At 73.1% G+C, this 12,818-nt stretch carries 12 protein-coding genes; 6 read left to right on the forward strand and 6 right to left on the reverse strand.

All coding sequences use genetic code 11. From position 1 onward, the window contains the following. Positions 1-28: 28 nt before the first annotated feature. Entirely contained in the window at positions 29-1,270 is a 1,242-nt protein-coding gene (locus ASG88_RS16010; protein ID WP_056888438.1) for an AI-2E family transporter, read from the forward strand. Here ASG88_RS16010 and ASG88_RS16015 read toward each other — a convergent pair. Continuing rightward, entirely contained in the window at positions 1,248-2,243 is a 996-nt protein-coding gene (locus ASG88_RS16015; RefSeq protein ID WP_056888439.1) for an EamA family transporter, read from the reverse strand. The genes ASG88_RS16010 and ASG88_RS16015 overlap by 23 nt on opposite strands. 38 nt (positions 2,244-2,281) lie before the next feature. Between ASG88_RS16015 and ASG88_RS16020 the strand changes: the two genes are divergently transcribed. Next, positions 2,282-2,815, forward strand: coding sequence for a CGNR zinc finger domain-containing protein (locus ASG88_RS16020; protein WP_056888440.1), 534 nt, complete (start codon positions 2,282-2,284; stop codon positions 2,813-2,815). 13 nt (positions 2,816-2,828) lie between these two features. On the opposite strand, the gene ASG88_RS16025 is transcribed toward ASG88_RS16020, so the two are convergent. After that, complete coding sequence (locus ASG88_RS16025) at positions 2,829-3,611, reverse strand: alpha/beta fold hydrolase (protein ID WP_056888441.1); 783 nt, start codon at positions 3,609-3,611, stop codon at positions 2,829-2,831. A gap of 25 nt (positions 3,612-3,636) precedes the next feature. Between ASG88_RS16025 and ASG88_RS16030 the strand changes: the two genes are divergently transcribed. Then, positions 3,637-4,281 (forward strand): HIT family protein, encoded by a 645-nt coding sequence (locus ASG88_RS16030; RefSeq protein ID WP_056888442.1) that lies wholly within the window; start codon positions 3,637-3,639, stop codon positions 4,279-4,281. On the opposite strand, the gene ASG88_RS16035 is transcribed toward ASG88_RS16030, so the two are convergent. Next, positions 4,278-5,042 (reverse strand): hypothetical protein, encoded by a 765-nt coding sequence (locus ASG88_RS16035; RefSeq protein WP_056888443.1) that lies wholly within the window; start codon positions 5,040-5,042, stop codon positions 4,278-4,280. The genes ASG88_RS16030 and ASG88_RS16035 overlap by 4 nt on opposite strands. Positions 5,043-5,150: 108 nt before the next feature. Here ASG88_RS16035 and ASG88_RS16040 point away from each other — a divergent pair, with 108 nt between their 5' ends. Then, positions 5,151-5,645: an SRPBCC family protein gene (locus ASG88_RS16040; RefSeq protein WP_056888444.1), complete on the forward strand. Its 495-nt coding sequence runs from the start codon at positions 5,151-5,153 to the stop codon at positions 5,643-5,645. On the opposite strand, the gene ASG88_RS16045 is transcribed toward ASG88_RS16040, so the two are convergent. Beyond that, positions 5,621-6,574 (reverse strand): helix-turn-helix transcriptional regulator, encoded by a 954-nt coding sequence (locus ASG88_RS16045; protein ID WP_056888445.1) that lies wholly within the window; start codon positions 6,572-6,574, stop codon positions 5,621-5,623. The two genes, ASG88_RS16040 and ASG88_RS16045, sit on opposite strands and share 25 nt — an antisense overlap. Positions 6,575-6,635: 61 nt before the next feature. Between ASG88_RS16045 and ASG88_RS16050 the strand changes: the two genes are divergently transcribed. Then, positions 6,636-7,097 carry a VOC family protein gene (locus ASG88_RS16050; protein ID WP_056888446.1) on the forward strand — a complete coding sequence of 154 codons (462 nt, stop codon included), beginning with the start codon at positions 6,636-6,638 and terminating at the stop codon, positions 7,095-7,097. Between the two features lie 179 nt (positions 7,098-7,276). Further along, the gene (locus ASG88_RS16055; RefSeq protein ID WP_157559779.1) at positions 7,277-9,703 is read left to right on the forward strand and encodes a LuxR C-terminal-related transcriptional regulator; all 2,427 of its coding nucleotides are present in this window, start codon (positions 7,277-7,279) and stop codon (positions 9,701-9,703) included. A gap of 28 nt (positions 9,704-9,731) precedes the next feature. Here the strand turns inward: ASG88_RS16055 and ASG88_RS16060 are convergent, their stop codons facing one another. Then, entirely contained in the window at positions 9,732-11,537 is a 1,806-nt protein-coding gene (locus ASG88_RS16060; protein WP_235534882.1) for a 3-hydroxyacyl-CoA dehydrogenase family protein, read from the reverse strand. 78 nt (positions 11,538-11,615) lie between these two features. Next, complete coding sequence (locus ASG88_RS16065) at positions 11,616-12,797, reverse strand: cysteine desulfurase-like protein (protein ID WP_235534883.1); 1,182 nt, start codon at positions 12,795-12,797, stop codon at positions 11,616-11,618. Positions 12,798-12,818 lie beyond the last annotated feature (21 nt).

Raw genomic sequence — 12,818 nt, forward strand, 5'->3', positions numbered from 1 at the left:
CTCGGTCGAGGACTACGTCGAGGAGGCGGTGGACCACGTCAACGACCGGGCCGAGCACGCGGAGCGGCAGGCCGAGGTCGCCCAGGCGGCCGCGGACCGGGCCGACGGGGCGGCCCAGGTCGCCGACGAGGCGGCCGCGTCGTCGGTGGCCGTGGCCGAGCAGATCAACGACTCCACCGACCTGGTGGTCGAGACCACCCCCTACGTCCCCGCGTCGCCGCCGGAGCCGACGCCTCGGTCACTGCTGCGCCACTCGCCCTTCAACATCGGCTTCTTCGGCGCGTTCGGCGCCCTCGTCGCCGTCTTCCTCAGCCAGCAGCTGCTCAGCATCTCCTCGGTGCTGATCCTGCTCGTGCTCTCCATGTTCCTGGCGATCGGGCTCAACCCCAGCGTCGAGTGGTTCATGCGCAAGGGCATGCGCCGGGGCCTCTCGGTCCTGCTCGTGCTCTTCGTCGTGATCACGGTGCTGGTGCTGTTCGTCGTCGCCGTCGCGCCGGTCATCAGCGAGCAGATCACCCAGATCACCCAGAACGCCCCGGGCTGGCTCGACAGCCTGCAGCGCAACCGGCAGGTCCAGTCCCTCGACGACCGCTTCGACGTGATCCACAAGGTGCAGGACTACGTCTCGCAGGGCGACTTCGGGGAGAAGGTCTTCGGCGGCGCGCTCGGCGTCGGCCTGGCGGTGCTCTCCGCGCTCGCCAACTCGCTCATCGTCATCGTGCTGATGGTCTACTTCCTGGCCACGCTGCCCAGCATCAAGCACGCGGCGTACAGCCTCGCGCCCGCCTCGACGCGTCCGCGCGTCAGCGAGCTGGGCGACCAGATCATCCGCTCCACCGGTGCCTACGTCGCCGGCGCTTTCCTGGTGTCCGTCTGCGCCGGCCTGAGCACGCTGGTCTTCACCTTCGCGGTGGGCCTGGGCGACTACGCCTTCGCGCTGGCGTTCATCGTCGGCCTGCTCTCGTTGATCCCGGTGATCGGTGCCGTCATCTCGGGCATCATCATCACCGCGCTGGCCCTGACGGTCTCACCGACCACGGCGCTGATCACCGCGACCTACTACATCGCCTACCAGCAGATCGAGTCCTACTTCATCTACCCGCGGATCATGAAGCGCTCGGTCGACATCCCCGGGTCGGTCACGGTCGTCGCGGCGCTGCTGGGCGGCAGCCTGATGGGCATCATCGGCGCGCTGCTGGCGGTGCCGGTGGCCGCCGCCCTGCTCCTGCTGCACCGCGAGGTCTTCCTCAAGCGGCAGGACGCTCGCTGACGGGGCCCGGCACCGGCTCCACCACGGGTGAGGACGACCCCTCCCCCAGCTTGACCACCACGACCCCCGCGAGCACCAGCAGGCCACCGGCCAGCTGGATCGGTCGGGGCAGCTCGCCGAGCAGCAACCAGGCGAAGACGAGCGCCATCAGCACCTCGGTGAGGGCGACGAACGACGCCAGCCGGGACCCGAGCCGCCGGCCCGCCTCGATCCCGGTGACGTAGGCGATGGCCGCCGTGACCAGCCCGAGCGCCAGGACCGGCACCCACCAGTCGACGTCGAAGCCCTGGTAGGACACGCGCTCCGAGGACACCCGCATCGGCAGCACGCCGAGCAGACCCGCGACCCCGAGCACCGTGCCGCCGACGACGAGGCCGCCGGCCGCGAGGCTGATCCCGGGGAGCCCGTTGTCCTCGTCGGCGGAGATCACGAAGTACGTCGCGGCGCCGACCATCGCACCGAGGCCCCAGGCGACGCCGACGAGGTTGAGGTCGGCCCCGGACACCACGTCGAGCACCAGGACCAGGCCGACGGCCGCGATCGCGGCACCGACGACGGTCAGCCGGTGGGGACGGTGCCCGTGACGCAGCCACAGCCACACCACCACGGCGACCGGGGCGGTGTACTCGATGAGCAGCGCGACGCCGACCTGGAGGTAGGAGACGGCGTAGAAGTAGCAGAGCTGGGCACCCGCGACCGCCGCGACGCCGTACGCCGCGACCAGGCCGCCGTTGCGGCTCAGCAGGTGCCACCTGCCCCGCAGGGCCAGGGCGCCCGGGACGACCAGCACCAGGGCGGCGATGGCGATCCGTGCGGTGACCGCGGCGGGGGCGCTCCACCCGCTGTCGAGCAGGCCCCGGGCGAGGGCACCGGAGAGGCCGAAGGTGGTCGCGGAGACGAGCGCGAAGCCGAGGCCGGCACCGAGCCGCGAAGGAGCGACGGTGGGCGTCGTGTCATGAGTCAAACTCGTCATGACACATGACGGTAGTCCGCGCTGTGTAAGGTGTCAACATGGTTTTCGCCCCTGACACGGCCGAGGCGCTGGAGGCCGCCGTGATCCTGGCCAACAGCGCCCTGGAGCCCGACACCCTCACCACCGTCGAGGACCTCAGCGCGTTCTACGAGGGCCAGGGCTACTCGGGCTCGCACCGGGGCGACCGGGCCGAGCTGGACGCCGTGCGGGCCGTCCGGGCCCGGCTGCGTGTGCTGCTGCTCGCCGACCGCGACGGAGCTGTCGGGCAGGTCAACGAGATCCTCGCCGACGCCCGGGCCGTCCCCCGCCTCGTGCGCCACGACAAGCTGGACTGGCACATCCACGCGGTGGACGACGACGCCCCGCTGGCCGAGCGGGTCCTGGTCGAGACGGCCATGGCCATGGTCGACGTCGTCCGCGCCGACGAGATGGGTCGCCTGGGCGTCTGCGCGGCCGACGACTGCGACGGCCTGGTGCTCGACCTGTCCCGCAACCGCTCGCGCCGCTACTGCTCGACCACGTGCGGCAACCGCGAGGCGGTCGCCGCCTACCGGGCCCGGCAGAAGGCCTGACCGGCTCCCCCGGTCACCGGGCCAGGAAGCGGCGCAGCACCTCGGTGAGCACCGCGGGCTGCTGGGAGTGCACCCAGTGCCCGGCGTCCTTGACCATCACGCGACGGTTGCGCGGGAAGCGGCGGTCCATCTCGGGTGCGTGCTCGTCGGTGACGTAGTCCGACAGCGCGCCGCCCACCCAGAGCACCGGCCCGTCGTACGACGCGTCGCCGAGCTCGTCTTCCGGCCAGCCGACGAGCGCGTCCATCTCCTCGCCCAGCAGGTCGAGGTTGACCTGCCAGTGCCAGCCGTCGTCCCCGCGACGCAGGTTCTGCAGGAGGAAGCTGCGGACGGTCGTGTTGGGCACCGCCTCCCCCAGGGCCTCGTCGGCCTGGTCGCGGCGCTCGAGGGCCGAGAGGTCCAGGGCCCGCATCGTCTCGATGTAGCCCACGAACTCCCGCCCCGAGGAGTAGGCGGTCGGCGAGACGTCGACGACCACGAGCCGCTCGACCAGCTCGGGGTGCCGCAGGGCGAGCACCATCGCGATCTTGCCGCCCATCGAGTGCCCGACGAGCGCCACCGGGCCCTCGTCCCGCAGCGCCTCCGCCACCAGGTCGGCCAGCTGGAGGTAGTCGAACGCCTCCGTCCACGGCGAGCGGCCGTGGTTGGGCATGTCGATCAGCAGCACCCGGTGGTCCGCGGCGAGGTCCTTGGCGACCTGGGTCCAGTTCTTGCCCTGGCCGAAGAGTCCGTGGCAGAAGGCGACGACCGGGCCGGCGTCGCCGAGGCGGGTCACGTGCAGTCCGGGAGCGCTCACCGGCCCAGTCTGTCAGCATCGGGCGATGAGCCGACCGACCCCACAGTCAGCGCAGGAGTGGTACGCCGCCACCCGGGCCCGCATCGCGGCCACGGGCTACCGGCCGGCACCGTGGGCGGACCGGCCGACCTGGCCGTTCGACGGCGACCTCGTCCAGCGGGAGCTGTCGCCGCCGGGTGCCGAGCGCCCGCGCGGTGGCGCCGGCGGCTCCGACTGCTTCATCTGCGAGGCGGCCGCCGGTGACGGGGGCGACTACGTCGTGTGGCGCGACGACGTGGCGATGCTGGGGCAGCCGCGCGACGACGTCGCCCTGCCGTTCGTGGCCTTCCTGATGCCCCGTCGCCACGCCGACCTGTCCGACCTGGCGCCGTCCGAGGCCGCCCGGATGGGCGAGCTCATGGTGCTGCTCGAGCGCGCCGTCACCGACGTCCTCGACGTGCCACGGGCCCAGCTGATCCGCTGGGGCGACGGCCAGGAGCACCTGCACTGGTGGGTGCTGGCGCGCCCCGCGGGCCTGGACCAGCTCCGGGGCGCCTTCACCCCCCTGTGGGACGACCTCCTGCCACCGCGCCCACGGGCGGAGTCACGCGGCGACCTGGAGGCCGTGGCGCGGCGCCTCGTCGAGATCGCGGGGGGCGACCTGCCGTGGTCGACGGAGGGCGGGGACTAGAAGTCGAAGCCGTCGAAGAGGTTGCCGATGCCGTCGCCGAGGCCGCCGAACATGTCGCCGACGCCCTCGCCGAGGGCTCCGATCCCCTCGCCCAGGCCGTCGAAGCCACCGCTGAAGAGCATGCCCATGAACATCCAGTCCATCGGCCCGAAGTTGCCGAAGTAGCCCTGGGCGTAGGGCTGGTAGGCCCGGCCGCCCTGCCAGTAGGGCACCCGCCGGGAGCCGACCATCACCTTGCGGATGTCGGGCTCCGCGCCCGCGCGCACCCGCTCGGCGTCGAGCTGGCAGGCGGGCACGTCGCGCCGCGCGCCGCCGGGCGGCGTGTAGGGCACGTCGACCACGGACATGCCGTGGCGGGGGTCGAAGAAGCACGGGGGCCGACGCGTGGGCAGCGGGCGCCCCTCGACCCGGGCGCGCACGCAGGCCATCGCGTAGCGACCGTCCTCGAGGATCTCGGTGACGTGCCGGACGTCGTCGGGCCGCGCCATGGTGGCCGCCGCGATCTTGGCGGACTCGTAGGCGTCCAGCGCCCGCTGGTAGTCGGCGTTCTCGCCGTGGCCGAGCGGCGTGCCGGCGAGCTCGATGTCGAGGTCCTGCAGCTCCACGCCGAGGGCGGTGACGTCCTCCTCGGCGAGCCGCTTGACCGGCTCGAGCTCGGACTCGCGCTTGACGAGCTCACGGCGCTTGCTGGCCTGGCCGGCCATGACGGCGACGGTCACCAGACCGCCCAGCAGCAGGAGGAGGAGCACCATGCCTGTCATGGCGACCAGCGTACGTCGCCCCTCCACGTCGCCCGGGCGACGTCGGGCGACGTCGGGGCGACGTCGGGGCGACGTCGGCGCGACGACGTCCGGTGCCAGACTCCACCCATGACAGCCGACGAGCGCATCGAGGTCAGCCGCCCCGTCCCCGCACCCCCGTCCGAGGTCTTCGCCCTGCTGTGCGACCCGCAAGGACACGTCGCCATCGACGCGTCCGGCATGCTCCAGGACGCGGAGGGCGAGCGGGTCACCGAGGTGGGCCAGACGTTCGTGGTCCACATGGACCGGGAGTCGCTCGGCGACCTCGACCTGGGCCGGTACGACGTCACGGTCACCATCACTGTCCTCGAGCCCGACCGCGAGATCGCGTGGAAGGTGCTGGGCCGGGTCCGCCCGCAGATCGGCCACGTCTACGGCTACCGGCTGGAGCCGACCGACGACGGCGGCACCCTCGTCACGTCGTACTACGACTGGTCCGAGATCGCCCCGCAGTGGCGCGAGGCGGGGATCTTCCCGGTGATCTCCGAGGCCAGCCTCAAGGCCACCCTGGGCATCCTCGACCGCACCGTGCGACGCGGCTACCCGCTGGCCACGGCCCGCTGAAGCCGCGCAGCGAGGCCGACCGCCGCGTCGCGCAGCTCCGGCGGGTCGAGGATCTCGCACTCGAACCCGAGCCACACGACGTGGAAGGCCAGCCAGTCGAGCTCGTCCGCACTCGACTCGAGCAGCGTCGTCGACTCGTCGATCGCCGTCAGCGTCACCCACCGCACGTCGGTGCGCGCGGCCACCTCCTCGAGGGGCGCGCGGACCCGCACGCGGGCGTGGTGGCTGAAGGGTGAGTGGCTCACCGAGCGCTGCACGTACTCCGCGGGGTCGGGGTGCTCGCGGGGCTTGAAGCGCCACGTCGACGCCACCACTGCGCGCATCCGGTCGAGGCGGAAGGTCCGCCAGTCCTCGCGGTCGACGTCCCACGCCATGAGGTACCACCGACGGCCGGTGGCGACGAGGCGGATCGGCTCGACCCACCGCTCGGTGGCGGCGCCGTCGCGGGCGTCGTACCCGAAGCGGACGCGGGTCAGGTCGCGGCAGGCGCGGGCGAGCGTGAGCAGCACGTCACCGTCGACGAGGTCCTGCGCGGTGGACAGGGTGACGGTCGAGTCGTGGATCGCCTTGACCTCCGAGCGCAATCGCGGCGGCATCACCTGGTCGAGCTTGGCGAGCGTGCTGAGCGCAGCCTCGCTGGCGCCGGTCACGGTGCCCCCGGCGGCCAGCCGCAGGGAGACCGCGATCGCCACGGCCTCGGCGTCGTCGAGCAGCAGCGGCGGCAGCTCCTTGCCGCGACCGAGCTGGTAGCCGCCGCCCACCCCCTGGGCGGCGTGCACCGGGTAGCCCAGCCCGCGCAGCCGCTCGACGTCGCGCCGGATGCTGCGCGTGGTGACCCCGAGCCGCTCGGCGAGCTCGGGGCCGCTCCAGACCGGACGTTGCTGGAGCAGGCTCAGGAGTCGGAGCACGCGCTCGGTGGTGTCACCCATGGAGCCATGCTCGCAGAGCATGCGGACAGGACCTGTCCTCGACCGGGGCCAGACTGGGACCATGAGCCGCACGATCCAGCTGACGTACGACGCCCACGACCCGCGCCGCCTCGGCCTCTTCTGGCTGGCCGCGCTCGACTACGCCGTGGACCCACCGCCGGGCGGGGAGATCGGCGACCCGGAGGAGACGGTGGCGGCCTGGACGGACTTCCTCCGCTCGGTCGGGATGCCGGAGGAGCAGCACAACGCCGCCTTCGCCCTCGTGGACCCGCAGGGCACGGGACCGCGGATCTTCTTCCAGCAGGTGCCGGAGGACAAGGTGGCCAAGAACCGGCTGCACGTCGACGTGAGAGCAGCACCCGGGCTCAGCGGTGACGACCGGATGGCGGCGCTGGAGCGGGAGTGCGACCGCCTCGTCGCACTGGGGGCGACCCGACGGGCGCGCCACGAGCCGGACGGCGGGATGCACGCCGGGCACATCGTGATGGCCGACCCGGAGGGCAACGAGTTCTGCCTGGACTGAGACCGTTGCAGCGGGCCACCGACCTCCCCCGAGATCCATGGCCCGCCGCCGGATGTGCGGGTGGGCCCTCCCCTGTGGAGCCCACGCGCCGTCTGACGTGACGAGCCTCTCGCGGTCAAGGCGTTCTTGGCATCCGTAGTCCTACGTAATCCGGTCGCGCGAGCGCTAGATTCTCAGGCGTGCTCACTCCTTGTCTCGGACGCGAGCAGACGCAGCAGCGCCTGGCGTCTGCGCTGGCGACCTCGCGGTGGGTGTCCATCGTCGGACCGCCCGGCAGCGGCAAGACCCTGCTGGCCCGCCACGCGGCCGCCGAGGACGAGAGCACCTGGGTCGACGCCCGCGGCATCCGGCGCCCCGACGACGTCCTCTCGGCCTGTCTCGACGCGCTCGACGTGCAGCCGACGCCCGGGGACTCGGCGCGCGGCGCTCTGTGCCGGGCCGTGGACGGCATCGACCACCTGCTCGTGGTCGACGGGCTCGACATCGATCCGACCCTCCTCGGCCCGACCTTCCAGCACGTGGTGTCGTCCACCACGGACGCCCGGCTGGCCGTCACGTCGGTCGCCATGGCCGGGCAGCCGGCCGAGCGCGTGGTGCGGGTCAGCTCCTTCACCGTGCCCCGGCCCCACGAGCCCCTCTCCGGACCGGCCGTCGACCTCTTCCTGCACGCCGTCGAGGCCGCCGGCGGGCACCCGGTCGACCTCGTGCAGCACGACGACGACGTACGCCGCCTGCTCCACGCCACCGGCGGACTGCCCCTCCTCATCGAGCAGATCGCCGTGCAGATCGCCCTTGTCGGCGTCACCAACGTGGTGCCGACCGCCTCCCTGTCGGAGGCCGTGCACGCCTCCTACGAGCTCCTCGACAGCGAGCAGCAGCGCTGCTTCCGGCGGCTGTCCCACATGTCGTCACCGGTCTCCCTTGACGTGCTGGCGGAGGTCACCGGGGTCTCCCGCGAGGAGGCCGCTGTGATCGCCTCGGCCCTCGTGCGCCGCAGCCTCGTCGAGCTGATGCCCGACGGGCGCTTCGACATGCTGACCCCGATCCGGAGGCACGGCGCCCTCCTCACCGCCTCGACCGACGACCGGGACGAGGCCAGGCGCGCGCTGCTGCGCTGGGCCGACCGGGTCGCCCCCGAGGACCTCAACTCCGGCGCCGGAGACGCGTCGTGGCTGGCCGACCTGCCCGTCATGCGGAGCACGATCACCGCCGCCTGCGATCAGCCGGACAGCCGGCCCCTGGGCTATGCCATCGCCAACCGGATCTTCTCCTCGCTCTACACCTCGATGAAGGCCCGCGAGGCCGTCGAGATCCTCGAGGCCGCCCTCGTCAGCGGTGACGGACCGGCCGAGATCGGCGCGCAGGTGGCCCGCCGGGCCGGCATCGCGGCCTCGGAGGTCCGCGGCACCTACGAGGGCATGTGGCTGCTGGAGCGGGCCGACGCGCACGCCCACAGCGCGCCGGACCCCGAGGGCGAGCTCTCCAAGAACGCCTCGATCCGCGCGGAGATGCACCTCGACGCGGGCGCCCTCGTGCAGGCCGAGGCCGAGGCCCGCCGCGCGCTCGAGCTCGGTGCCGGTGGGGGCGAGATCCGGCGCCAGGTGCTGCGGACCCTGGCCGACGTGCACGTCTCGCGCGGCGACTGCCGGGCGGCGACCGCCGTCGCCGCCGAGATCATCGCCGGCCGGGTGACCCCCGAGGAGCGCTGGACCGTGCTGTCGGCCCGGACCCTGCTCGCCCGGGTCGCGCTCGAGCAGGGCCGCCCGAGCGAGGCCGCCTCGGCCGCGCGAGCCGTGGTGCGCGACGCCCGGGCGGTCGCCGAGGACCGGGTGGCGCTGCTCGCCGAGGTCCTGCTGCGACACCTCGACCCGTCGTACGAGCCCACGCCCCTCGACCGCGACGCCCTGCCGTGGGCGGTGCGGATCCCGGTGCTGGCCCAGGACGCCCGCGACCTGCTCCGTGCCGGCGACGTCCCGAGGGCTTCCGGCCTGGCCGCCGACGTGGTGGTGCTGGCCGACGGCGCGGGCCTCGGTCGCGACGCGGTGGAGGCCCGCCTGCTCCTCGGCCGGGCCCTGCTCGCCGCGGGCGACGAGGGACAGGCCGCGAGCACGTTCCTGGCGGCCCTCGAACGCGCCGCCTCCATGCCGATGCCGCTGCGCGCGGCGGACGCCCTGGACGCGCTGGCCCACCTCGGGCAGCGGCGCGGCATGCGGGACGCCCGCATGCTGGCCACCACCGCGGCCGCCCTGCGGGCGCCGCGCCACGTGGTCGCCTGGGGGTATGCCGCCGACACGCCGCCGGGCGCCGGGCGCGCGGTCCCCCAGGGCTGGATCGCGGACGACGACGTCACCACCGCCGGGGTCGAGGCCGTGATCGCGCTCTTCTCCGGCGCCACCGCACCCGCGAGCGGCGGTGCGCTCGACCAGCTCACGACGGCCGAGCGGCACGTCGCCGACCGCGTGGCGATCGGCCTCACCAGCCGCCAGATCGCGGAGGAGCTCTTCATCTCGCCCCGGACGGTCGACGCGCACCTGACCCACATCTACCGCAAGCTCGGCATCAACAGCCGGGCCCGGCTGGCCGCCCTGGTGGCCGACCGGGGCTGAGCCGCCTCGGCGCGGACCCGCCGGCGCCTCAGCGGGCGCTGTAGTCCCGGAACCCCCGCTGGGTCTTGCGGCCGAGGTAGCCGGCCGTCACCAGGTGCTCCAGCAGCGGGGCGGGAGCGAAGCCCGGCTCGCGGAACTCGAGGTAGAGCTCGCGCTGGATGGCCAGGGACACGTCGTTGCCGACCACGTCGAGCAGCTCGAAGGGCCCCATGGGGAGGGCGCAGCCCTGCTTCATCGCGGTGTCGATGTCGTCGGCCGTCGCGTAGTGCGCCTCGAGCATCTTGACCGCGTCGTTGAGGTAGGGGAACAGCAGCGCGTTGACGATGAAGCCCGCCCGGTCGCCGCAGGACACCGCGACCTTGCCCACCTTGGCGCAGAGGGCACGCACGGTCTCGGCGACGGCGTCGTCGGTGGCGACGGTCGACACGACCTCGACCAGCTTCATGATCGGCGCGGGGTTGAAGAAGTGCATGCCGATGACGTCCTGCGGCCGCGAGGTCACCGTGGCGAGGGAGATGATCGGCAGGCTGGAGGTGGTGGTCGCCAGGATCGTGCCGGGCTTGCAGATCTCGTCGAGGTTCTCGAAGAGGGTGGTCTTGATCGCGAGGTCCTCGGCGATGGCCTCGACCACGATCTCGACGCGGGCCAGGTCGTCCAGCGACGTCGTGCCGGTCAAGCGGCCCAGCACCTCGGTCTTCTGCTCCTCAGTGGCGCGACCACGCTGGATCTGCTTGTCGAAGTTGCGGGTGATCGCGGCCCGGACGCCCTCGACCTTGTCCTGCGAGCGGCCGACGTACAGGACGTCGTACCCGCTCTTGGCGAAGACCTCGACGATCCCCGCGGCCATGGTGCCGGTGCCGACGACGCCCACGGTGCGGATGTCGTGCCTCAGCTCGGGCAGGTCGTCGGTCGACGGGGTCCGGTCGTCGGCCACGACGACCGGGCTGTCGGCCCGCTCGTAGGTGTAGAAGCCACGACCGGACTTGCGGCCCAGCAGGCCGGCGGTGACCATCTGCTTGAGGATCGGGGCCGGCGCGTGCAGGCGGTCGCGGCCCTGGCGGTACATCGTCTCGAGGATCTCGTAGGCCGTGTCGAGGCCGATCAGGTCGAGCAGCGCCAGCGGGCCCATCGGGTAGCCGCAGCCGAAGCGCATGGCCGCGTCGATGTCCTCGCGGGTGGCGTACCTGCCCTCGTACATCGACACGGCGTGGTTGAGGTAGCCGAAGAGCAGGGTGTTGGCGATGAAGCCGGCCTTGTCACCGCAGACCACGGGGTTCTTGCCGACGCGGCCCAGCAGCCCCTCCACGTCCGCGAGCACGGCCGGCTCGGCCACCACGGTGCGGACGATCTCGACGAGGTTCTGCACGGGCGCGGGGTTGAAGAAGTGGACCCCCACGACCCGGCCGGGCCGGGTGTTGGCGGTGGCGATCTCGGTGACCGGCAGCGACGAGGTGTTGGTGGCCAGGATGGCGTCCGGCCGGACGATGTCGTCGAGCCGGCGGAACAGGTCCTTCTTGACCTCGAGCGACTCCACGACCGCCTCGACCACGAAGTCGGCGTCCGCGAGGGCCGACAGGTCGGTGGCGAAGCCGATGCGGCCCAGGATCTCGGCCTGCTGCTCCTCGCTCATCTTGCCGCGGGAGACGGCGCGCCCCGTCGAGTGGGCGAGGTGCTCGCGGCCGCGCTCGACGGCCTCCTCGGTCAGTTCGACGCCGACGACCGTGAAGCCGTTGCGGGCGAAGACCTCGGCGATCCCGGCGCCCATCGTGCCGAGGCCGATGACCCCGATCGTCTCGAAGGTGCGGGCGGCGCGCTCGGTCGATGCAGTCGTCATGCCCCGCATGATGACATGCGTAGGCCCCGGGTGAACTCGTCGGTAACCACCTGCTCAGCACTCGGGCTGAGACGTACGTCACTCCCCCGCGACGGCGTCCAGTGCCGTGAGCAGCCGGTCCACCTCGTCGGCGGTCGTGTAGGCCGCGAGCCCGATGCGCACACCCCCGGCGTCGCCCAGCCCGGCGTGCCGGGACGCCTCGAGGGCGTAGAAGCTGCCCGCGGGGGCCGCGACGCCCCGGGCGGCCAGCCGCTCGCTCACCACGCCCGGCTCGAGCCCGTCGACGTTCACCAGGACGGTGGGCGTACGCCGCGCGGGGCGGCCGTGGACGGTGACCCGCCCGATGCGGCCGAGGCCGTCGAGCAGGTGGTCCAGCAGCGCACGCTCGTGCGCCGCGACGGCCGCCATCCCCCAGTCCTCGGCGAACTCCACGGCCGCCGTCACACCGGCCAGCAGCTCGTAGGGCAGCGTGCCCAGCTCGAAGCGCTCCGGCACCGCGTCGCTCGAGGGCAGCAGCTTGTCGGGCCGCTGCCGCTCGAGGAGGGCGGGGTCCGCCGCGACGGCGCCCAGGTGCGGGCCGAAGAACTTGTACGGCGAGCAGGCCAGCAGGTCTGCCCCCAGCGCGCCCAGGTCGACCGGCACGTGCGCGGCGAGGTGGACCGCGTCGACGTACACCAGCGCGCCGACCTCGTGGGCCTTCGCCGCGACCCCCGCCACGTCAGGACGCGTGCCGAAGAGGTTGGACGCCGCGGTGACGGCGACGAGCCGGGTGCGGTCGGTGAGCAGCGGGCGCACGTCGTCGAGCTCGGCGGTGACCGGGTCGAACCCGAGCCACCGGACAGTGGCGCCGGCCCGCTCGGCGGCGACGACCCAGGGCCGGATGTTGGAGTCGTGGTCGAGGCGCGACACGACGACCTCGTCGCCGGGTCCCCACTCGCGGGAGAGGGTGCGGGCCATGTCGAAGGTGACCGCCGTCATCGACCGCCCGAACACGACGCTCCGAGGGTCGGACAGGCCGACGTGCCGGGCGATGGCGGCCCGTGCGGCGAGGACGGTGTCGTCGGCCAGCCGGCCGACGGCGGTGGGTCCGCCCCGCTGGCACACGCCCGCGCGCAGCATGCCGGCCACGGCGTCCGCCACCACCTCCGGGACGAGCGACCCGCCCGGTCCGTCGAAGCGGGCCAGGTCCGGGTCGACGCCGGGGAAGGCGCGGCGCAGCTCGCGGACGTCGTACGAGGTTCGGGCGTCGGTCGCGGTCACGCCCCGCATGTTCGCACGTCG

It is taken from the genome of Nocardioides sp. Soil777 (assembly GCF_001428425.1).
Lineage (GTDB): Bacteria > Actinomycetota > Actinomycetes > Propionibacteriales > Nocardioidaceae > Nocardioides > Nocardioides terrigena.